20 protein-coding genes are annotated in these 21,566 nt (G+C 30.4%); 14 read left to right on the plus strand and 6 right to left on the minus strand.

The features are described from left to right. The first annotated feature begins 8 nt into the window (after window positions 1-8). Both rfbD and J3U19_RS05030 read left to right on the plus strand, forming a co-directional pair. Entirely contained in the window at window positions 9-875 is an 867-nt protein-coding gene (gene rfbD / locus J3U19_RS05025) for a dTDP-4-dehydrorhamnose reductase (RefSeq protein WP_267345577.1), read from the plus strand. A gap of 13 nt (window positions 876-888) precedes the next feature. Continuing rightward, complete coding sequence (locus tag J3U19_RS05030) at window positions 889-1,899, plus strand: hypothetical protein (protein WP_267345578.1); 1,011 nt, start codon at window positions 889-891, stop codon at window positions 1,897-1,899. 5 nt (window positions 1,900-1,904) lie between these two features. Here J3U19_RS05030 and J3U19_RS05035 read toward each other — a convergent pair whose 3' ends face one another. After that, the gene (locus tag J3U19_RS05035) at window positions 1,905-2,921 is read right to left on the minus strand and encodes a glycosyltransferase (protein WP_267345579.1); all 1,017 of its coding nucleotides are present in this window, start codon (window positions 2,919-2,921) and stop codon (window positions 1,905-1,907) included. Window positions 2,922-3,168: 247 nt separating this feature from the next. On the opposite strand from J3U19_RS05035, the gene msbA (J3U19_RS05040) reads away from it, so the two are divergent. Genes msbA (J3U19_RS05040) through J3U19_RS05055 form a run of 4 tightly spaced genes read left to right on the plus strand, consistent with a single transcriptional unit; the run spans window position 3,169 to window position 9,099 of the window. Further along, window positions 3,169-4,905, plus strand: a complete 1,737-nt coding sequence (gene msbA / locus J3U19_RS05040) for a lipid A export permease/ATP-binding protein MsbA (protein ID WP_267340562.1) — start codon at window positions 3,169-3,171, stop codon at window positions 4,903-4,905. Window positions 4,906-4,939: 34 nt separating this feature from the next. Continuing rightward, window positions 4,940-6,688: a lipid A ABC transporter ATP-binding protein/permease MsbA gene (gene msbA, locus J3U19_RS05045; RefSeq protein ID WP_416380310.1), complete on the plus strand. Its 1,749-nt coding sequence runs from the start codon at window positions 4,940-4,942 to the stop codon at window positions 6,686-6,688. A 56-nt stretch (window positions 6,689-6,744) separates the two neighbouring features. Beyond that, window positions 6,745-7,860, plus strand: coding sequence for a glycosyltransferase family 9 protein (locus J3U19_RS05050; protein ID WP_267345580.1), 1,116 nt, complete (start codon window positions 6,745-6,747; stop codon window positions 7,858-7,860). 39 nt (window positions 7,861-7,899) lie between these two features. Further along, complete coding sequence (locus J3U19_RS05055; RefSeq protein WP_267345582.1) at window positions 7,900-9,099, plus strand: glycosyltransferase family 9 protein; 1,200 nt, start codon at window positions 7,900-7,902, stop codon at window positions 9,097-9,099. Between the two features lie 7 nt (window positions 9,100-9,106). Here the strand turns inward: J3U19_RS05055 and J3U19_RS05060 are convergent, their stop codons facing one another. Continuing rightward, window positions 9,107-10,063 carry a glycosyltransferase family 8 protein gene (locus tag J3U19_RS05060; protein ID WP_267340558.1) on the minus strand — a complete coding sequence of 319 codons (957 nt, stop codon included), beginning with the start codon at window positions 10,061-10,063 and terminating at the stop codon, window positions 9,107-9,109. Between the two features lie 153 nt (window positions 10,064-10,216). Here J3U19_RS05060 and J3U19_RS05065 point away from each other — a divergent pair, with 153 nt between their 5' ends. The 4 genes from J3U19_RS05065 (at window position 10,217) to tsaB (ending at window position 15,151) form a co-directional block, all read left to right on the plus strand. Then, entirely contained in the window at window positions 10,217-11,197 is a 981-nt protein-coding gene (locus J3U19_RS05065) for a glycosyltransferase family 8 protein (RefSeq protein ID WP_267345584.1), read from the plus strand. Window positions 11,198-11,208: 11 nt separating this feature from the next. Continuing rightward, the gene (locus J3U19_RS05070) at window positions 11,209-12,180 is read left to right on the plus strand and encodes a glycosyltransferase family 8 protein (protein ID WP_267345585.1); all 972 of its coding nucleotides are present in this window, start codon (window positions 11,209-11,211) and stop codon (window positions 12,178-12,180) included. A gap of 356 nt (window positions 12,181-12,536) precedes the next feature. Next, window positions 12,537-14,453 (plus strand): ATP-dependent DNA helicase, encoded by a 1,917-nt coding sequence (locus J3U19_RS05075; RefSeq protein WP_267340554.1) that lies wholly within the window; start codon window positions 12,537-12,539, stop codon window positions 14,451-14,453. Window positions 14,454-14,470: 17 nt separating this feature from the next. Next, the gene (tsaB, locus tag J3U19_RS05080) at window positions 14,471-15,151 is read left to right on the plus strand and encodes a tRNA (adenosine(37)-N6)-threonylcarbamoyltransferase complex dimerization subunit type 1 TsaB (RefSeq protein WP_267345586.1); all 681 of its coding nucleotides are present in this window, start codon (window positions 14,471-14,473) and stop codon (window positions 15,149-15,151) included. A 53-nt stretch (window positions 15,152-15,204) separates the two neighbouring features. Here tsaB and J3U19_RS05085 read toward each other — a convergent pair whose 3' ends face one another. Next, window positions 15,205-15,471, minus strand: coding sequence for a GrxA family glutaredoxin (locus tag J3U19_RS05085; RefSeq protein ID WP_267340551.1), 267 nt, complete (start codon window positions 15,469-15,471; stop codon window positions 15,205-15,207). Window positions 15,472-16,185: 714 nt separating this feature from the next. On the opposite strand from J3U19_RS05085, the gene J3U19_RS05090 reads away from it, so the two are divergent. From J3U19_RS05090 to J3U19_RS05105, 4 genes are all read left to right on the plus strand, one after another. Continuing rightward, window positions 16,186-16,875, plus strand: coding sequence for a DUF2884 family protein (locus J3U19_RS05090; RefSeq protein ID WP_267340550.1), 690 nt, complete (start codon window positions 16,186-16,188; stop codon window positions 16,873-16,875). 69 nt (window positions 16,876-16,944) lie between these two features. Next, a complete protein-coding gene (gene folD, locus J3U19_RS05095; RefSeq protein ID WP_267345587.1) occupies window positions 16,945-17,796 on the plus strand; it encodes a bifunctional methylenetetrahydrofolate dehydrogenase/methenyltetrahydrofolate cyclohydrolase FolD in 852 nt (283 codons plus the stop codon). Between the two features lie 71 nt (window positions 17,797-17,867). Further along, window positions 17,868-18,359: a peptidylprolyl isomerase B gene (gene ppiB, locus J3U19_RS05100; RefSeq protein WP_267340546.1), complete on the plus strand. Its 492-nt coding sequence runs from the start codon at window positions 17,868-17,870 to the stop codon at window positions 18,357-18,359. Next, window positions 18,352-19,104, plus strand: a complete 753-nt coding sequence (locus J3U19_RS05105) for a UDP-2,3-diacylglucosamine diphosphatase (protein WP_267345588.1) — start codon at window positions 18,352-18,354, stop codon at window positions 19,102-19,104. Before ppiB ends, J3U19_RS05105 begins: the two co-directional genes overlap by 8 nt. Here the strand turns inward: J3U19_RS05105 and modC are convergent. Genes modC through modA form a run of 3 tightly spaced genes read right to left on the minus strand, consistent with a single transcriptional unit; the run spans window position 19,083 to window position 21,235 of the window. Then, window positions 19,083-19,766 carry a molybdenum ABC transporter ATP-binding protein gene (modC, locus tag J3U19_RS05110; RefSeq protein WP_267345589.1) on the minus strand — a complete coding sequence of 228 codons (684 nt, stop codon included), beginning with the start codon at window positions 19,764-19,766 and terminating at the stop codon, window positions 19,083-19,085. The genes J3U19_RS05105 and modC overlap by 22 nt on opposite strands. Then, window positions 19,766-20,458 (minus strand): molybdate ABC transporter permease subunit, encoded by a 693-nt coding sequence (gene modB, locus J3U19_RS05115; RefSeq protein ID WP_267345591.1) that lies wholly within the window; start codon window positions 20,456-20,458, stop codon window positions 19,766-19,768. Before modB ends, modC begins: the two co-directional genes overlap by 1 nt. A 12-nt stretch (window positions 20,459-20,470) precedes the next feature. Beyond that, window positions 20,471-21,235 (minus strand): molybdate ABC transporter substrate-binding protein, encoded by a 765-nt coding sequence (gene modA, locus J3U19_RS05120; RefSeq protein WP_416380305.1) that lies wholly within the window; start codon window positions 21,233-21,235, stop codon window positions 20,471-20,473. Between the last annotated feature and the right edge of the window lie 331 nt (window positions 21,236-21,566).

Raw genomic sequence — 21,566 nt, forward strand, 5'->3', positions numbered from 1 at the left:
TAAATCATATGAAAGTTTTGTTAACTGGAGCTAATGGTCAATTAGGTAATTGTTTTGTAGATATTTTCCCATCTAAATGGGAACTAATTAAAACTGATGCTGAACAACTTGATATTACTGATGAATATGCGGTCGATTGTTTTATCGCTAAATATAAGCCTGATGCAATTATCAATGCTGCGGCATATACCGCTGTTGATAAAGCAGAAGATGAACCTCAACTGGCATATAACGTCAATGTTATAGGTCCTAAAAACTTGTCTATATCATCAAGAAAATATAATGCAAAATTTTTTCATGTTTCTACTGATTATGTTTTTGATGGAACTAACAATATTCCTTATATTGAAGAAGATATTACTAATCCTATTAATATCTATGGTGAAACAAAACGTAAGGGGGAAATAGCAGTTTTAGATAATGACCCAACAGCTATTGTTATTCGAACTTCATGGGTATTTAGCCCTTATGGTAATAATTTTGTTAAAACGATGTTGAGATTAGCTACTGAAAAAAAACAATTATCCATAATTGATGATCAACTCGGTAATCCAACTTACGCAGGCGATTTGGCTCAACTAATTCTTCAATTGCTTCATAAAAAAATAGATGGAGGCATTTATCATTTTTGTGGTGATAGTTCAACATCTTGGTTTTTGTTTGCCAAAAGAATCTTTGAAATTGCTTTAAACCAAAAAATAATAACCCAATCTCCAGAAATCATCCCGATCAAAACTGAAGCTTTTCCTACAAAAGCCACAAGACCAAAATATTCGGTAATGAGTGTTGAGAAATTAGGTAAGCACGGATTATCAGCCTCAGATTGGAATAAAGGGTTAATTGACAGTATTTCTAAAATTCATTTTGATAATTAAATTCAATGATCTCATGACTATTTATTTTGCAGAATGGAATGCGGATTATGAAAAGTATATGATCAACTCTCTCAAACATGAGTATGATGTAGTACTTTTTAATAAATTAATGAAGCATTTTAGAACTATCAATTTTTCATTAGAAAGAAAAAATTTTCCTCGAAAATGGTTTATCAAATTAAATCAATTAATAAAGTTAAGAAAGTTAAAGCCTGAAGATATTTTATTATGCAGTGGTTTTGGCATATCAGGATTTATAGATTTAGTTAAAGATGTGAATTGCCATCGAGTGTTGGTTTTAAGAGATACTATTGATGTATTAAACAATAGTATGAAAAACAAAAAAAAATGGCTACGTCAGGATGAAGATTTTATCTCTAAAATTACGCCTCACTTTGATAAAATATACAGTTTTGATTTTGACGATTGTAAAAAATATCATTTTATCTATTTGAATCAGTTTTTACCTTTTAGTCTCTCTGAGATGAAAAAAATTCGAGAAAATACATTTGATAATAACACAGTAAAAAAATGTTTTTTTATTGGTGAATATTGGAAAAATCGAGTCGAGGTGATTAATAAACTTGCGCCTATATTGCAACTTAACAATTATGAAACTGATTTTAATTTAATCAATTATGAAGCACTTAATAAAGCGAATGCAACTATTGAGCAATCAAAATATTACACTTTAGGAAAAAAAATAAGTTATTTTGACAATATAGAAAAGGTAAAACAAAGTGATATTATTTTAGAAATAGTACAAATTGGTCAAACAGGGGTAACCTTAAGGGCCATCGAAGCGATTTTGTTTAATAAAAAATTAATCACTACAAATAAATCAATTAAAAAATATGATTTTTATAATGCTAATCAGATTTTTATTCTTGATGATCAGAATGATCAAGACATCATAAATTTTTTACATACAAGGTTTACACCTGTTTCATTGAATATTTTGTATCAGTATAGCGCTGATGCAATGTTAACGACTATTAAAAATGATTTAATCCGGTATGTTTGATTTTATTAATGTTTAATTAGTTTTTTAAGGCAATAAATAATATTGCAAATTATTCCAGAAAAATATTTTTTCTGATGCATTTTATGTTTCGAACAATATCTCATTTGAGTAGCAGTACTAGCAGGTAGTAGTGGTAAAGATCTCAATGGTGATAGTTGTTTTGCTTTTATAAAGTATTGTGCACATTTGTAATAGTTAGCCCATACATGCCAAGGTTTAGTTGGTCCAATATAATGTATTAATATAGCTTGATCTAAATGAGGTGAATAGGTGCTATTTTTATATTTCAATTCATAATTAATGCTTACTTGTTGATTGTACTTTTTATCAAGATATTTCACTTTATCCAGAAGCAACAAATTCAAAACATCCTGATCGAGATGGGTAAACTTTTTTGATTTATTGGTATCAGAAAGTAGTTCTAATGCTTTACCATTTATATTGAATTCATGCCACTTATCTAAATTCATAAGTAAAAAACCGGCATTAAAATAACTTTTTGTCAATTTATCTTCATCAAGCCGAGTTGCACATTTATTCCACCAGATAGCATCTTTGTCTGTAACAACATAAGCGATATTTTCTTCAAAGGGTAACGTGAATAATTCTTCTATTGATCCTTTGCATATTATATCTGCATCAATATAAAGAATTTTATCAATTTTTTGATAAAAATAATCGGCTACTATAAATCTAAAATAAGTTGCTATGGTCCAGTTTTTTGTGGTTGGAAGTTTCGACAAGCTTACATCATCAACTAAATATAAAGTGATATTTGTTTTATATTGTTCAGTCAGCAAATTTAGATTTTTTTCAAACTCATTCGTTAAATGATTTGTAAATATATGAAAAGAAAAATTGAGATTAGGGTTAAAGATTAAAATGGAAGAAATCGAAACAGCACAACCTAAGAAAAAATTCTCATCTATTCCATAAGCTATATCAAGCTGATTAGTATTGCTACTATTATTACTATCAAAAGTTATTTTTTTTTTAATAATATGATTAGCATCGAGATACATTGCTGATTTCCTATTTGTAATAATCTACAAATAAACGCATTCTATTAAAATAAGCGTACGGTTGGTGTAAACATTTAACATACTGATTAAACATCACATGAAATAAATTAAATTATACATGAAATTTAATTCATTAGTTATTATATAGATAATACAAATTATTTCTAGTTGAAAAAGAATTGAAATAAAATATCAAACAATACTGTTTATGTAGTATAATTAATGTTTTGATGAATTGTTCTCTTTTATGAAAAATAAATATAGCTCATTAAACACAATTAAACAATTGTGGCCATTTATTTCTCCATATAAAAAAGCTTTAATAGTTGCTGTTATTGCACTTTTATTAAATGCTGCAACTGACGCAACATTAATTTCACTAACTAAACCATTGTTAGATAATGGATTAATGGATAAAAATTATGAACTTTTGGTTCTTTTTTCAATTGGTATTATTGGCTTGATTGCTTTACGTGGGTTATCAAATTATTTTTCTACTTATTGTCTCTCTTGGTTATCAGGAAAAGTGGTAACTAAATTTCGCCAATTAATTTTTAATCATCTAGTCAAAAGCCCAACAAGTTTTCTCCATAAAAGTTCAATTGGGGATCTCGTTACTCTAATCACTTATAATACGCAATTATTATCAAAGGCGTCATCGGATGCTTTAATTATACTCGTCAGAGAAATCGCGTATGCTATTGGTTTATGTGTAGTCATGTTTTATGGCAATTGGAAATTAGCTTCTGTATTAATTGTTGTTGTACCTGTAGTTATTTTTATTGCTCAATTTATTGCAAAGAAATTTCGTAAAGCTCTAATTTCAATGCAAAAAGGCATTGGCACCATAACAACTGCAGCTGATGAGATGATTAAAGGGCATAAAGAAATTCTGGTTTATAATGCCCAAAAATATGAAAAAGAAAACTTTTATACTATTAACAAAATTTTTAGGCGAGGTCTATTAAAAATCGTTTTAGTTTCTGGATTGTCCTCACCTATTATCCAATTAGTTGCTACTGCCGCTTTAGGTTTAATATTGTTTCTTGTTGCAAGTCAAACTTTAGATATCACACCCGGCTCATTTACTGTTGTTTTTTCCGCAATGGTGGCTATGATGAGACCATTAAGAGAATTAACCAGTGTTCACCTTGAATTACAAAAAGGTTCTGTTGCTTGTGAATCGCTATTTGCTCTTTTAGCCACTCCTTTAGAAGAAGATAATGGAACAATTGAATTAAAAGGGGTAAAAGGTAATATTGTTTTTCGTCATGTGACATACACTTATCCAACAAATAGTTTCCCTGCATTAAAAAATATCAGTTTTACAATTAAGAAAGGTGAAACCGTTGCATTAGTGGGTCGATCTGGAGCAGGAAAATCGACAATAGCAAGTTTATTACCAAGATTTTATGATATTGTTAAAGGTGAGATATTAATTGATTCTATTAATATCAAACAATATACGCTAAGATCATTGCGTGACCAAATTGGATATGTATCTCAGCAGGTGCATTTATTTAATGGAACCATTGCAGAAAATATAACGTACGGTGCCAAAAAAGAGTATAGCATACAAGATATTATTGAGGCAGCTAAGCAGGCAAATGCAATGGAATTTATTGATAAATTAGAAGATGGAATACATACTGAAATTGGCGATAATGGTGTTTTATTATCTGGAGGTCAGCGTCAACGCATTGCTATTGCAAGAGTTCTTTTGCGTAATAATCCAATTCTTATCTTTGATGAAGCTACATCTGCTTTAGATAATGAGTCTGAAAGGTTAGTGCAACAAGCAATTGAACATTTAAGAAAAAATAGAACTTCTATTATTATTGCACATAGACTATCGACAATCGAACAAGCTGATCGCATTTTAGTTATTGATGGGGGAAAACTTGTAGAAGAAGGTACTCATCAAACGTTGTTATCCCAAGATGGCATTTATGCTTCAATGTATCAACTACAATTTAACTCTTAATTAAAATTATATTATGAAATACAATAGCTCAACGATGAATAATGATATTGATCGAGATTTTTCAACATTACATACGTTTTCTAAGCTATGGCCCTATATTGCCAAGCATAAAATTTTGCTCTTTTTTTCAATAATATTATTAATTTTAAGTGCATTTGCAGATACTTCACTTATTGCAATATTGCAACCTTTACTTGATAAAGGTTTTGTCGAAAATGATCAAACCTTTTTATTTATGGCACCATTTTATATTTTTGGTCTAGTTTTTCTTCGAGGTGCAGCCAATTACGGTTATGCCTATTTTTTATCCTTAATATCATCCAAAATTGTACTTAAAATTCGTCAACGCCTTTTCAATCATTTTGTTGATTCTCCAGTGAGTTTTTATGATAAAAATTCTGCTGGGCGGTTATTATCGCGTATAACGTATGATACCGATCAAGTTGCCTCTTCATCTTCTGATGCTTTGATTACTATAGTGCGTGAATTTGCATTTATTTGTGGATTATTCTATACAATGTTTAGTAATAGTTGGCAATTATCTCTATCATTAATTTTTATTACGCCTGTGGTTATTGGACTCATCACATTTGTATCAATAAAGTTTCGTAAAATGGCTAAAAACATGCAGAACTCAATGGGTAATGTCACTATGTCTGTTGAACAAATGCTAAAAGGTCATAGAGAAATCATTCTTTTTGGTGCTCAAGATGAAGAATCGACTAATTTTGAAAAAGTAAGTAATAAATTTAGAAGGGATACTATGCGATTAGTTTCCATTTCTGCTTTATCTACGCCAATTGTTCAATTAATTATATCATTTGCCATTGCTTTTGTGTTATTAATGGCGAGTAATCCAGAGTTAAATATTACCCCAGGACAATTTACCGTTGTGTTTTCTTCTCTGGTGGCTTTAATGCAACCAATCAAAAGTTTAACAAGTGTCAATGCTGACTTTCAAAAAGGGATGGCTGCTTGCCAGACTTTATTTGCGATATTTGACCAGCCTATTGAGAAAGATAGCGGCAAAATAAATATCGAACGTTCAAAAGGTAATATAGAATTTAAACATGTTTCTTTTACTTATGAAACACGACAAAAACCTGCTTTAAAAGATATCAATTTTACAATAAAACATGGTAAAACCATTGCCTTTGTCGGTCGTTCAGGTTCAGGAAAAACCACTATAGCAAGTTTACTTACTCGTTTTTATGATATAAGTGAAGGTGAGATCTTAATTGATAACCATAATATACAAGATTTAACTTTATACAGTTTACGAGACCAAATTGGTTTGGTTTCTCAAAATGTTCATTTATTCAATGATACCATAGCCAATAATATTGCTTATGGGCGAATAGGTGAGTATTCACAAAGTCAGATTGAAGAAGCAGCTAAAAAAGCTTATGCCTACGATTTTATACAAGCACTGGAAAAGGGATTTGACACAATTGTTGGAGAAAATGGAGTATTATTATCTGGAGGACAACGTCAACGTATTGCCATAGCCAGAGCTTTATTGCGTGATAACCCAATTTTAATTTTGGATGAAGCTACGTCCGCATTAGATTCAGAGTCTGAAAATGCAATTCAAGAAGCGTTGAATGAATTGCAAAAAGGACGAACTTCAATTGTTATAGCACATCGACTATCGACTATTGAAAAAGCTGATAAAATTCTTGTTATAGATAGTGGTGAAATTATTGAACAAGGAAATCATCATGAATTATTATCCCAAAATGGCTTATATTCAAAATTATATAAAAGTAACTTAGCAGATTAATATATAATATTTTATTTATGAATAATATTTATGCACTATAGGATATTAAAGGAAATATGATAAATAAGTTAATGGGTTGTATTAAATATTTAAATAGACAAAGAAATTTAAAGATAAAACCATTAAAGTCAGCAATTAAACTATACTTATTGAACCGAAAAAAAAAAGAACGATCTTTATTAACACTTGAGCATTACTCTAGCGTTGCTATTCTTATGAATGATCAAGGTATTGGTGATGCAATCGTTACATCTTATTTAATTGAGTCTCTGAGAAAAAATAGTTTTAAAGTTTATGTTGTAGTAGAGAAAAGAATTGCATTTTTATTTGATGAATTCATAACTGTTGATGGTATCCTATTTTATGATAGGAATAAGAACATCACAAAGATAAAAGAACAGCTCGATAATATTAAAATTGATGTTGTTGTTGATCTTGTAGATAAGGGTCCAAATAGCGTTAGGCGTTCTCAAATAATCAAACTCATCAATCCATTACATACAATAGGGTTTAATCAAGAGAAATATAAATTGTACGATTCTTCTATCGATTATCATGAATATACTTCGCACATAACCATGCGGAGTCAGAAAGTGCTTGAATTGATAAATATTAAAACCGATAGCATTAAATACCATCTTAATATTCCAGCCAATATTGAACAAGAAGTAAAAGATTATTTAAACCCACTTTTCACATTAGGGAAGAAAATCATTATTTTTAACCCTTTTGGATCCAATACTGCAAGAAGTTTTTCGAATTCCCAAATTGAAATAATTTTATCTTTTTTAGCACAATTAGAGAACTATATAACAATTGTAGTGGGTGAATCAGATAAAATTTCTCGAATAAAAGTTCCTCAAAATATTATTATCAACCAAATGTCTTGTTTTTTTAATACGGTGGCATTGGTTAAATATTCAGACTTTGTTATTACCGTTGATACCTCAATTGTCCATGTAGCATCAACGTATGATAAAAAAATGATTTGTATATACAATAATAGAATTATTGATAGCAAGTTTATAAATAATATGGTGTGGGGACCAAATTATGCTAATGCAATTCAAATTTTTACAAATGAAAACGTAAAAACAGGGCTTGGCGATTTAATATCAAACCTTGATGTTAATATTATTTTAAAAAAATTGAATAAAGAGCTTAACAAATAATAAGAATACTCACTGAAAAAAGGAATTTATTTCATAAAAATGAAAAGAAAAATACAAAATTTGAATTGGAAACGTAATCTGGTGACTAAAAAAATCAAATATCTGATTTATATAAAATTTATTTCAGTTATTGTCTTGTTTTTGAAAAAACGAAAAAAAATAATCAATGACAATACAATAAAAAGAGTTCTTGTTATAAGAAATGATGGTATTGGTGATATGATTGTTACTACACCATTTATTCGTTATTTGTCCAACGCTGGATATGAAGTTTATGTTTCTTCTAGAAAAAGTAGCTTAGATATTCTTGATGGAAATCCCAATATTGCTGGTTGTTTTTTATATTATGATAAAAAGCTAATTGATTTGATAAAATCAATTAGAATGATAAGAAAACAAAAATTTGATTTAGCGATAGATGCAAGGTTTCACCGAAGATTAGACTTAAAGCACTTATTTTTTTGCTGTTTAATTAAAACAGATATATTATTGGGTTATAATAAAAGTAATATCAAATCGTTCAATATCTCGTTACCTTATTATAAAATCAATGATCATGTAACAAATCAATTAAAATATTATTTAGACAGTCTTAATATTAAATACCATTTATTTGATTATGAAATTTATATCAATCCTTCTAAAAGTCAATACATTAGTGATTTTTTAAATCGTTATATTGGTTCCAGCAAATTAATTGTCATTAATCCTTATGGTGGTTCCGAATATCGTTGTTTATCAAATTCTCAACTGCAAGGAATATGTGATTTATTTAAAAGTAATTATCTTGATTATAAGATAGTGCTTATCGGAAAGGGTAACAACTTTGAAAAATTGTTATTGCCCAATACAATTAAATTCAATTCTACAACAATTATGGATGTGATTCCTTTAATTAAAACTGCAGAATTAGTGATTAGTGTTGATACGTCAGTTGTTCATATAGCTTCTGCATTTTCAACAAAGTGTATTTCTATATATATGGAACCTTTAGCTCCAAATACAAATAATTTGAAAGCTATCTATAGCAGACAATTCAGTAATTATAAATATCGAATACAAGATTTATTCCTTGATGGAAAATATATAAAGAAAAACAAGCCTAACCTTGATGCGCAAATTAATAAGGATTTATGGGCTCCAAATGATGTAAATGGTAAGCAGATCGTTTTTATTGCTAATAGCATTAAATCAATTGAAACAGAAAAATTAGTAGAATCGATAAAAAAATGTATCTAGAAAAAAACTATTTACCTTTCAATTTGTAGAGAAAATAAAGCAAATAATACTTTAAGCTACTCATCAAATTTTTATCTTTAAGATGAGATTTTGCATAAATCCGATAATCATTGACTCGCATTTTCGATTTATAACTTTTTAACCTACAGTTACTCCAAGGTGTAAAATGCCTATAAAAGCAGTAAAGATTTTGCGCTAGACCTTTATGCTCTTGATACCAAATCTTTCTTGCACCAGTAAAGTGAATAAAACAAGGTAATCTTTTCTTATTATCAAAAAAAGTTTCTTTTTCTTGATTATTTATCCAAGTAAATAAATAATTCCATTTCACATCAATATAAGAAACTTGATTTTGTAAAACAATGTTTAACGCATCCTGATCAGGATATAATAAGTGATAATTTTGAGGTGATAGTAATATTTGATTCGCTTTATTTTCGGTATCAAATTTTTTCCAATTCTGGATATTTATGTATAAAAAACCGGAATTAAAATATTTCTCAGATGCTAGATTTAAACGTTTTTTATTTTGTAACATATTATCAGCATCTAAAGAGTCGGCTGTTACAGCACATACCACGGAATCAATATTAACATTCAAAATTGAAGAAATATCACCAAAGCATAAAATATCTGCGTCTAAATAAATAAATTTATCAACATACTTAGGCAATAATCTTGGTACGGATAAACGAATATACATTGAACGATTGATATGTTTTATTTTATCGTTTTGTACATCGAAGTATTTATTTAACTCATCAATAGAAACTGAATAAAGAGTAATCGAACTGCTGATTTCCTGTAATTTGTTTTTCTCTTCTTCTGAAACATCATACAAAAAAACATGAAAATGAATATTATGGCGCTTATTATTAAGTAGTATTGAGGTTATAGATACCCCAACATGTTCAAGATAGTTTGAATCAGTACAATATACAATATTAATAAAACTATTATTCATTTCAAATACTCATTAATACAATATTTCAAATATAGCATAGCTATTTATGTATTACAAAATAGTTATACAAATATAAAATTGATAGTTAATTTTTTCATAATAATTGGTTATGCTACAATAAATCAAATTCTAAATTCTCGGTATGACTTTAACATGTTAGCAGAAAATCTCTTTATCAGTAAGACTACAACATTATTTAATAATTCTCTGACCTCTTTAGATACCTTACACGTTGCACTTTGTTTTGATGATAATTATGCAATGCCTGCAGGTATCGCAATGTCCTCAGTGATATTAAATAATCCAAATAAAAATCTGGTTTTTCATTTGTTTGCCAATAATGTATCAAATGAAAAAATCTTGCGATTTAATCAATTAAATAAAGAAAATACTTCAATACTTTGTTATGAAATTAGCAATGAATTTTCAATAAATCCTGATACACTAGTTTTACATGTTTCTGCCTCGACGTGTCTTAGATTTGTTGTTCCACAGATCTTGAATAAAGTGACTTCTCGTGTTTTATATCTTGATTGTGATGTACTATGTATTAATAACCTCGATGAACTTGTTTCCATTGATTTAACAAATAAGTTTTCAGCTGTTGTAGCTGATATTGGCAAAACACAAGAAAAACAATGTACAGCTTGCGATATTCCTTATGGAGATTATTTTAATGCAGGTATGATGTATATTAATACGGATATGTGGGTTGAAAATAACCTAACCAAAAAAGCTTTTGACATGATAAATAGTGGTAAAGTTTATAAATTTGCTGATCAAGATGTTCTCAACATCTTAATGCAAGGTAAAACAGTATTTTTACCCAAACATTTTAACAATATTACCTCACTTACTGTTGGAGGTAACGAAGATAATCTGATTGAAGCCAATACGGTTATTATTCATTATGTAACAGGTAATAAACCTTGGTATCAACTCTACATTACATCACTTTATCAATCCTATATAGCTTCATCACCTTGGGCGAACGATAAATTGTTACTCGCCAATGAAAATGCCCCATCAACAACAAGAAGATATGCAAAATTACTTGCTAGTCAACATAAGTATTTAGCCGCGGTTAAATATTATTTGCTTTACTTAAAACATAAAACCACTAAAAAACGTTAAGGAAGAACTTTGTGATTGAAGTTGATAACTTTATTACTAAAAAAAACGAATTATTATCATGTAGTTTTGCATGTAAACAAAATGTATTGCATATTCTATTATGTTTTGATGATAATTATGCTTTGTCGGCTGGTGTGGATATAATTTCTGTAATTGAAAATAATAAAAAACATCAGCTTCATTTTCATCTGTTTACCCATAACTTATCAAAAATTAATAGGGAAAATATCGCTAAAATCAAATCTGATAATAGTTCAATAACTGAATATATCATTAATGATCAGTTTAATGTTGATCAAAAAAATACTAAACAGTTTCCTATTGCGGCTTGCATGCGATTAATTGCGCCAGAGATCTTAAAAGATATTACAGAAAAACTACTTTATATTGATAGTGATACCTTATGTATTAACAGTCTTAATTTTATAAATGAAATCGATTTAGATGATGCAATTGTTGCCGCTGTGGCCGATGTAAAATACATGCAAGAATCTCAATGTAGCAAATATGATATCGTTAAGGGAACATATTTTAATTCTGGAGTGATGTTGATAAATATACCGCAATGGTGTCAGGAAAATATCACAACCAAAACATTAACCTTATTGAATAATGGTGAGACATATCAATATCCTGATCAGGATGTATTAAATATTGTTATTGGTCGAAAAAGAATCATCTTAGAAAAACAATATAATACTCTTTTAGCCCTCTCGATAAATGGTAATGAGGACTCCAATGTTTCAGAAAATACCATTTTAATTCATTATATTACCAAAAATAAACCTTGGCATCAGCCTTACCGTTCGAAATTATTTGATTTTTATTTGGATAGATCTCCTTGGAGGCAATCTCCATTGCCTTTGTATAACCGAAAAAAAACTTCGTCAATACGCGCTTATTCTCGATTGATGTTTAAACAAAAAAACTATTTGTTAGGAATAAAGCATTATTGTATTTATTTAAAAACCAAATTCATTTAATAATTGCTTAAAAAAGTTTTTTGCTTTACCGTTAAACTTATTGAGTTTAAAGAATCGTATTTAAAGTCAGAAGAGTGAATTTAGCTATTTAATGATCGTTTGTTGATTAACTTGATGATATTATGATATAACTTATATCATAAATGTCATATTTGGTATTTGTAAATAATCGCGTATATCTTTTTTACTTGATTACTGTTATAGTATATTCGTAAATTAAGTTTTTAATCGTTCAATTCCATTACAATAAACTCATCCCTTTTGATATGAAATCATGATATTTTCATAACATTGTATTATTCCTTTAATCTATTTTTTTGTGTATTGAACTTATCTTTATATTAGGTGTATTTTAAGTGATTGATGATTTTTCAGAAAGCGGTTTGCTGGCTAAAGCTATTGATGGATTTGTAGCACGAGAGCCTCAGCGCAATATGGCAATCAAAGTTTCTGAATCGATAAAAAATAACCATTCGCTTGTTGTTGAAGCTGGAACTGGAACAGGCAAAACATTTGCTTATTTAGTACCCGCTTTGCGTAGTGAGAAAAAAACAATTCTTTCAACAGGATCAAAAAATTTACAAGAACAACTTTTCAGTAAAGATCTACCCATTATAAAAAAAGCACTTAATTACACAGGTAAAATATCACTTCTTAAGGGGCGAGCAAATTACCTTTGTCTAGAACGGTTGTATCATCAATATGCAGGTGCAGGCGATCTTGATAAAGACTTACGCGTCGATCTTGTTCGAGTTAAAAATTGGTCAATAAAGACTGAAGATGGTGATATAAGTAAATGTACTACTGTTACCGAAGAAAACCCGATTTGGTCAATGTTAACCAGTACCAACGACAATTGTTTAGGCAGTGATTGCGAACATTACAATGATTGTTATGTTGTCAAAGCTCGTAAACGTGCCTTAAATGCGGATGTAGTGGTGGTAAATCATCATCTATTTTTGGCTGATGTAGTGGTAAAAGATACTGGTTTTGGGGAGCTTATCCCTAAAGCAGATGTTATGATTTTTGATGAAGCGCATCAACTACCCGATCTAGCTTGTCAGTACTTTGGTCAACAGTTAACTAGCCGTCAACTGTTCGAACTGGCTAATGAAATAAATCTAACTTATCGCACAGAAGTAAAAGATATGGTGCAATTACAGCAATGCGCTGATAAACTTCAAAAATGTACGCAAGATTTACGACTATTAATTAGCCAACAATCACCTAAAGGCAACTTACGTTTTTTATTCAATCAAGAAACAGTTAAAAATGAGTTATCTTATCTGGTTGATGCTTTAACTTTTTGTCGTGAAGTTGTGTTATTAGCCGTTGGGCGATCGTCAACGTTGGATAACTGTTTTGAAAGAATAAATCAATATATTACTCTTTTAAATCGATTACAAAAGACAAATGTAACGGGTTTTAGTTATTGGTATGAAAGTACTAATCACTATTTTATTTTTGCTTTAACTCCTTTATCGGTGGCAGATAAGTTTACTCAATTAATTACTGAACGTAATGGAAGTTGGATATTTACTTCTGCAACGTTATCTGTTGATAATCGATTAGACTATTTTACTAAACGTCTAGGTTTAGATAACGTAGAATCATTAATACTTGAAAGCCCATTTGATTATGTAAATCAAACTATTATGTGTGTACCACGTTATATTCCCTCACCCAATGAACAAGGTAATGCAAAGACATTAATCGATATTTTATTACCAGTTATAGAAGCGAATAAAGGACGTTGCTTCTTTTTATGCACTTCTTATGCAATGATGAACGCATTAGCCAAACAATTTCGAGAATTAACTTCTTTGCCGGTGTTGGTTCAAGGCGAAACCAGTAAAGTTAAATTGTTGGATCAATTTATCCTAAAAGGCAATGCATTACTGATTGCAACCAGTAGCTTTTGGGAAGGGATTGATGTTAGGGGAGATACCTTATCTTGTGTTATCATAGATAAGTTACCTTTTACGTCACCGGATGATCCTCTAATGAAAGCCCGTATGGAAGATTGTCAAATGCAAGGTGGTGATGCATTTAATGACGTACAACTACCTGAAGCCGTTATTACCCTAAAACAAGGTGTCGGACGTTTGATACGTCATCATAACGACAGAGGTGCAATTATAATTTGCGATAATCGATTAGTGATGCGATCTTATGGTGCAACATTTATTAATAGTTTGCCTCCTTCGCCAAGAACACGCGATGTAAATAAGGTAATAAATTTTTTATTAGCTAAAAGTGAATTACAAAAATAAATTATTTTGGGAAAAAAATGAGTACTATTTTAGCCATTGATACTACAACAGAGGCTTGCTCTGTTGCATTACTCTATTGTAATGAAATCACATACGATTTTAAAATATCTGCTCGAGATCATACTAAGCAGATTTTACCTATGATTGATAACCTTTTAAAACAATCAGATTGTTCACTTTCTCAGGTAGATGCGGTAGCCTTTGGTGCTGGTCCTGGTAGTTTTACTGGGGTTAGAATAGGTATAGGAATAGCACAGGGATTAGCACTTGGTATTGATAAACCTATGATAGGGGTTTCAACTTTGATGACTTTAGCTCAGGGGGTATATCGTACTAAGCAGGTAACGAATGTTATTGCTGCGATAGATGCCAGAATGAATGAAGTCTATTTAGGTCAATATCAATACGATAATGATCATTGGCAAGCAACTATTCCTGAGTGTGTCATTACTCCAGAACATGTTATAGAGAAAGTTAAAGATTTTTGTAATAATTGTTATAGTGCTGGTACTGGATGGCAAACTTATCCAAATATGCTAGAAAATATTCACTCAAGCGATATTGTGTTACCACATGCTCAGGATTTGATAGTCATAGCCGAAAAGAAGTGGCAGCAAAATGAGTGGGTTAGTGTTGAAAATGCTGATCCAACTTATTTACGTAATGAAGTGACATGGCAAAAACTGCCAGGTCGTTAAAAAGAAAAAGCCACCTAATGGTGGCTAAATTATTCTCGAAAATCGAGTTTCGATTATTCTCTGAAAAGTCCTAAATGCTCTTTAGCATAAGCTTCAAAATCTGTACAACCACCAATCGGCTTTTCATCGATAAAGATTTGTGGAACGGTTTCTACTGGTTTGCCAACACTTCTAGATAGATCTTCTTTCGTAATGCCTTCAACATTAATATCTACATAACGGTAAGAAAAGTCATCACGCTCTTTAGACAGTTTTTCGGCTAATTCTTTAGCTCGTACACAATATGGACAACCTTCGCGACCAAAAATTACAGTATACATTTTTCACCTCTGATAAATTATTTTATGAATGTATATACTATACATTACTTTTTAAGAAGAAAAGCAAATATACGTAGTTTCTTTAATAAATTATATCTATTGATGCTATCAATTAACCATCAAGATCATTGTGAAATAAAATAATTTTAATGTATTTATCTATTTTCTCTTAGTAAGTATTGAGTTAATTTATTCTAATATTCAGAAAACCTAAAGTTTTTTACATCTTTTTCTTGATTTTTCATATAAACCATAATGATACAGTCATAAAAGTGAAAGACAATTGTAAACTGGAATAGTTAAAATAAAATTAATGAAATGAGAGGAAAAGAAAGAAAACTAAAATAAATTTTTTAATTGTTGTAAAAAAGTTTCAGGTTAACTATACGTTTCAATATATATAAGATATTTGTTTGGAACTTTATTCATTAACACTGTCATAGAGTTTTGGCAAGATACATTGCAATGCTATCTAAGCATAGAGTGAAAAAACAACTTTATAAATGAAGAAAGATAAAAAGACCTTAAAGAAATCATTTGAACCATTTTGAAAATGAACTGTATTTTTCATTAGCTATTTTATTGCCATTTATGTTTAAAAACCTCTCCAATAACTTTGAGATAAAGTTAAATGACATCACAAAGATATTTTTATTATATTAATTAAAATTTAATCGTTATAATTTACTCTAATGAAAAAAGCTGGATATAGATATGTTAAAGAAATTATTATTGATGGTCATCATTTTTCCCACTACATTGTTTGCTGCCCAAAAAGAGTGTCCGGTCAAGCCAAGTTATAACATCATAGTAACTAGAGAAAATGTGCATATTTTCGATAAAAAAAATGATTTAATGATTAAACCTAACGGTGAAGTTATATTTAATGAAAAAAATCTTATACTCCAACCATCATTAGAAAAACAAACACAAAAATTCCAGGCAAATTTACGACAGCAATTACCAAAATTGGAACAGGAAGCTTTGAGTATTTTAACCGAAGTTAAAATAACATTTGAAAAAGCCATAAAAAATAAATTAGGCAATGATAATGAATTGCATGATGAATTAAGTAAATTATATAAGAGATTAGTTAAATTACTTCACAAATCTATAATGACTGAAAGTGGCAATACTCAATTTTATTACCAAGATTTTAATAATTTAAAAAAAGATGGTGAAGCGATCGGTAAGCGTATTTTTTATAACGTAGTAGGGGGTAGCATCATCAACTTTGATTTTTTCAAAAATTATGGCGCAATAAAACAAATCTCGAAAAATGAATGGAAAGATCAGAAACCTAAACTAAAAGCTTTCGATGCTCATATTTGTTCCGTTATCACTGATATTGATGACCAATATCAGCTAATATTAACTCAACTTAATCAATCAACCTATAAGTGAATAGACATTAATAAAAACTTTTGCGAAAATACTTTTCTATTATCAACCCAGTTGAAGATGCAGAAGTTTATGACAGCCAATATTATTGATGGAAAATTATTAGCCAAGCAAATCAGAGATGATATTGCTAGTAAGGTAAAACAACGAATTGAAAATGGTTTATCTGTTCCAGGACTTGCTGTCGTGCAGGTAGGCTCAGACCCAGCTTCAAAAATTTATGTTAGAAATAAGCAAAAAGCCTGTGATGATGTAGGATTTGCTTCTTTTTCTTATGATTTTCCCACTTCATCAACAGAAGAGTTATTAACTCTTATCGATGAACTTAATCAACGTGCCGATGTACATGGTATTTTAGTCCAGCTCCCTTTACCGGATAATATTGATAAAACTAAAGTCCTTGAGCGTATACATCCTAGTAAAGATGTTGATGGTTTTCATCCATACAATATTGGTCATTTATTACAACGAGATCCGCTGTTACGTCCATGTACTCCTTATGGAGTGATTAAAATGTTAGAGTCAACAGGCATTAATTTATCTGGATTAAATGCCACCGTTGTGGGAGCTTCAAGTATTGTTGGTCGCCCTATGGCCCTAGAGCTTCTATTATTAGGCTGCACTACAACTATAACTCATAGTCGTACCGTAGATTTAGCTAAACATATTAGTAATGCTGATATTGTTGTTGCCGGAGTTGGTATTGCTAATTATGTTAAAGGTGAATGGATTAAACCAGGTGCAATTGTGATTGATGTTGGTATTAATCGATTACCTGATGGTAAACTAGTAGGGGATGTTGAATTTGAAACCGCAGTTGAGCGCGCCGGTTGGATAAGTCCAGTTCCTGGTGGCGTTGGTCCCATGACTGTAGCAATGCTAATGAGTAATACGCTAGAAGCATGTGAAAAATTTGGCAAGTAAATAGAGAAACATTCTCTTAATTTTGGATATGTAAATTTAAATTAAAAAATGAAAATAATAAGGAACCGTTTATGATTATATTTCACACTACTTTAGGTGATATAAAAATTGAGACTTTTGAAGAAAAAGCGCCACAAACAGTTAAAAATTTTGTTGAATATTGCCAAGAAGGTTTCTACAACAATACAATCTTCCATCGTGTTATTAATAATTTTATGATTCAAGGCGGTGGTTTTGAGCCTGGTATGAAGCAGAAAAAAACCAAAACACCGATCAAAAATGAAGCGGATAATAATTTAAAAAATAATCGTGGAACATTGGCCATGGCTCGTACATCCGATCCTCATTCCGCTACTGCACAATTTTTTATTAATGTTGTTGATAATGATTATTTGAATTATCGTTCATCTGACATTAATGGATATGGTTATTGTGTTTTTGCTCAAGTCGTTGATGGTATGGACGTAGTTGATAAAATTAAAGGAGTAAAAACAGGACGTAGTGGTATGCATTCAGATGTGCCTGTTGAAGATGTAATCATTATGAGTGTAACGGTTGAATAATCCAAATCGTTATTTTATTGCAGATATTCATCTAACTGATAATGAGCCTGTTCAGGGTTATTTTGATATAACCGCAGGCTTTTTATCTTTCTTAGAGAGCTTACCTGATTGCTGTGAACTCTATATTTTGGGTGATTTATTTGATTACTGGATAGGTGATGATGTTAATTCAAAATTACATCAAAAAATTGCCCTTGCGTTGCGATCACTCACGGAACGGCAAATAAGAATCTATTTTGTTCATGGTAACCGTGATTTCTTATTAGGTAAAAAATATGCAAAGTTATGTAATATGACAATTCTACCGGATATTAACTGTTTACCTACTGGAGAGAGTAAAATCCTCTTTTTACATGGTGATTTGCTATGCACGGATGATCCTCAGTACCAAAAATTTCGTAACATCATGCATAAGAAGTGGTTACAAAAAGTTTTTTTGATGCTTCCTCTATTTATTCGTTTAAAGATTGCTAGCAAATTGCGACAAAAGAGTTGTTTACATAATAGAATTAAGTCAGAAAGTATTATGGATGTTAATCAACAAACTGTTGAAAAGATGATGATCAAATATAATGTCAGTACTATGGTACATGGTCATACACATAAGCCAGCAATACATCAATTTTTAGTTAATGGTCAGCCCGTTAGCAGATTAGTTTTAGGTGCTTGGCATGATGGTGTGTCTTATATTAAACAAGATAGTAATTGTGATGCATTACAACTTTATAACCATTCTTTTAAATAATCACACTGTAATATATTGTTAGTGTCTCCATAACTCAGTAACTTTCCTTGTTCTAAAATAACCACATTGTTTGCTATACGCTTAACTTCATTAATGTTATGAGTGACATAAATAATAGGCACTTTTAACTCGCTAACTAATGTATCAATATAAATTAATAGCTCTTTTTTTCGTGGCATATCTAATGCTGATAGTGGCTCATCCATTAATAATAATTCAGGATTGGTTAATAATGCTCGACCAATTGACACGCGCTGTTTTTCACCACCAGATAACATTGCAGGGTAACGTTTTAATAAGTGGTGAATGTTAAGCACATCAATGATTCCGTTAAATCTCTCTCGATCAATATTCTTTGTACCGTAAGTTAGATTCTTTATCACTCTTAAGTGAGGAAAAAGTAAAGCATCTTGAAAAACGGTACCAATATTCCTTTGTTCTGGGGGAATAAAAATATTTTGATTGGTATCAACTAATTTTACATCATTAAGTGAAATTTTACCTTTATCTGGTTTAATCAAACCATTTATTAAGTTAATCAGCGTTGATTTTCCTGCACCAGAAACACCTAAAATGGCTGTAACACCTTGACAAGGAATTGATTGCTCAAATTCAAAGGAAAAAGTAGGCAATTGTTTAACAACATCTATTTTAATCATCATTAATTGCCTAATAATTTCCGTTTATGCCAGCGGTTTAAAACTTCTGATAAAAATAGAGCAACCAATGATAGTGTAATTGAAATGATGCATAGCCTTAAAGTGGCATTTTCTCCATTAGGCATTTGTAATAATGTATACATCGCAAGGGGTAGGGTTCTTGTTTCACCTTGAATATTCGAGACAAAGGTAATAGTAGCGCCAAATTCGCCAAGACAACGCGCAAAACCGAGCACAGTGCCCATTAAAATACCAGGAAATGCCAAAGGTAGTGTGATTGTCATAAATACTCTTAAACGATTTGCACCTAATGTTCGTGCTACATTTTCCAAACGTATATCAATCGATTCTATCGCTAAACGAATTGAGCGAACCAGTAGTGGAAAGGCCACCGTAGCAGAAGCTAATGCTGCACCTTGCCAGTTAAAACTAAAGCTAATACCCAAATAATGAATTAACCAGCCACCGATTACACCGTTGCGTCCCATCGTCAATAACAATAAATAACCAAGTACTACTGGTGGTAGCACTAAAGGTAGATGTACAATGCTATCGAGTAAGGATTTGCCATAAAATTGACATCTCGCTAGGATCCAAGCGGTCAAAATACCAATGGGCAAACTAAACAAAATTGCTGCTCCAGCTATTTTTAGACTAAGTAGCAATGTTTGCCATTCATATAAGGTCAATATCATATTAATTCGTTACTATTTTGTTACAAATCCATATTTTTCGTAAATCATTTTAGCATATGGAGATTTTAAATATTGATAAAAATCGTTTGCTTCAGGTTTTAATAAAGTAATGGGATACTCAATAGATGCAAATGTTTCGGCAGGAAAGACTCCTACAATTTTTACTTTATTGCTTACTTTTGCATCAGTAGCGTAAACAATACCTAATGCGGCTTCATTACGTTCAACTAGCATTAATGCATCGCGCACATTACTCGCAGGGACAAATTGTGGTGTGAGTTTATCAAATACGCCTAAATGAATTAGTGATTCTTTAGCATAAAGCCCTACTGGTACATGATCGGGATCACCTATTGATAACCTTTCTCCTTTAGGAAGAATCTCATTCCAATTGGTACGCATATCAATTTCAACTTTCTTTAATTTTGATTGCGCAGGTGCAATTAAAACTAACTTATTTTTTATTAAATCCTCTTTATCTTTGACTAGTTTTTTTTCAATAAGATAGCTCATCCATTTTTGATCAGCTGACATAAAGATATCAGCAGGGGCACCTTGTTGAATTTGTTTTGCCAAAACCGAAGATGAGGCAAACGAAAAAACAACATCCACATTTTTATGACTGATTTTATATTCTGAAGCAATATCGAGCATCGCATTCGTTAATGAAGATGCCGCAAATACCGTTACTTTTTCAATAGCCTGTGTAGTAAAAGTTGGTATCAAAGCCGTTATGGCAAACATAAATATAGTGCGCTTTTTCATTCTATTCCTCATTCCTAAAAAGAATTTATCCTATTTGGTTAAAAATGTACGTCATGGTTATGATGCAAATGCCTGTTATTTTTATTATTTAATAAAACTCTTTTTATAAATAACAATAAAAAATATAGTAACATTTCGTTATATAAAATAAAACATATCGATGTAATTGATCGTAGTGATAATCAACAAATGAATTAGAAAAGACCTGATTTTGTATCACTAATGTATTAAAAAGAAAAAATTGTAAATCAGCAAATTGATTTATTGATTTCCTTTATTAAAAAAGAATTGTTTCTCGCAAATTTTGTAGGAAGCGATAAAAGGGTCTACAATACCTAAATTG

It is taken from the genome of Gilliamella sp. B2828 (genome assembly GCF_026537125.1).
Taxonomy (GTDB): Bacteria; Pseudomonadota; Gammaproteobacteria; order Enterobacterales; family Orbaceae; genus Gilliamella.

Bases quoted from the DNA above. Each gene is read 5' to 3' on its own strand.
- J3U19_RS05060 (WP_267340558.1), bottom strand. From the start codon at position 10,063: ATGAATAATAGTTTTATTAATATTGTATATTGTACTGATTCAAACTAT.
- rfbD (WP_267345577.1), top strand. From the start codon at position 9: ATGAAAGTTTTGTTAACTGGAGCTAATGGTCAATTAGGTAATTGTTTT.
- tsaB (WP_267345586.1), top strand. From the start codon at position 14,471: ATGAGTACTATTTTAGCCATTGATACTACAACAGAGGCTTGCTCTGTT.
- modA (WP_416380305.1), bottom strand. From the start codon at position 21,235: ATGAGGAATAGAATGAAAAAGCGCACTATATTTATGTTTGCCATAACG.
- msbA (WP_267340562.1), top strand. From the start codon at position 3,169: ATGAAAAATAAATATAGCTCATTAAACACAATTAAACAATTGTGGCCA.
- J3U19_RS05065 (WP_267345584.1), top strand. From the start codon at position 10,217: ATGTTAGCAGAAAATCTCTTTATCAGTAAGACTACAACATTATTTAAT.
- folD (WP_267345587.1), top strand. From the start codon at position 16,945: ATGACAGCCAATATTATTGATGGAAAATTATTAGCCAAGCAAATCAGA.
- J3U19_RS05055 (WP_267345582.1), top strand. From the start codon at position 7,900: ATGAAAAGAAAAATACAAAATTTGAATTGGAAACGTAATCTGGTGACT.
- modC (WP_267345589.1), bottom strand. From the start codon at position 19,766: ATGATGATTAAAATAGATGTTGTTAAACAATTGCCTACTTTTTCCTTT.
- J3U19_RS05050 (WP_267345580.1), top strand. From the start codon at position 6,745: ATGATAAATAAGTTAATGGGTTGTATTAAATATTTAAATAGACAAAGA.
- J3U19_RS05085 (WP_267340551.1), bottom strand. From the start codon at position 15,471: ATGTATACTGTAATTTTTGGTCGCGAAGGTTGTCCATATTGTGTACGA.
- msbA (WP_416380310.1), top strand. From the start codon at position 4,940: ATGAATAATGATATTGATCGAGATTTTTCAACATTACATACGTTTTCT.
- J3U19_RS05090 (WP_267340550.1), top strand. From the start codon at position 16,186: ATGTTAAAGAAATTATTATTGATGGTCATCATTTTTCCCACTACATTG.
- ppiB (WP_267340546.1), top strand. From the start codon at position 17,868: ATGATTATATTTCACACTACTTTAGGTGATATAAAAATTGAGACTTTT.
- J3U19_RS05030 (WP_267345578.1), top strand. From the start codon at position 889: ATGACTATTTATTTTGCAGAATGGAATGCGGATTATGAAAAGTATATG.
- modB (WP_267345591.1), bottom strand. From the start codon at position 20,458: ATGATATTGACCTTATATGAATGGCAAACATTGCTACTTAGTCTAAAA.
- J3U19_RS05035 (WP_267345579.1), bottom strand. From the start codon at position 2,921: ATGTATCTCGATGCTAATCATATTATTAAAAAAAAAATAACTTTTGAT.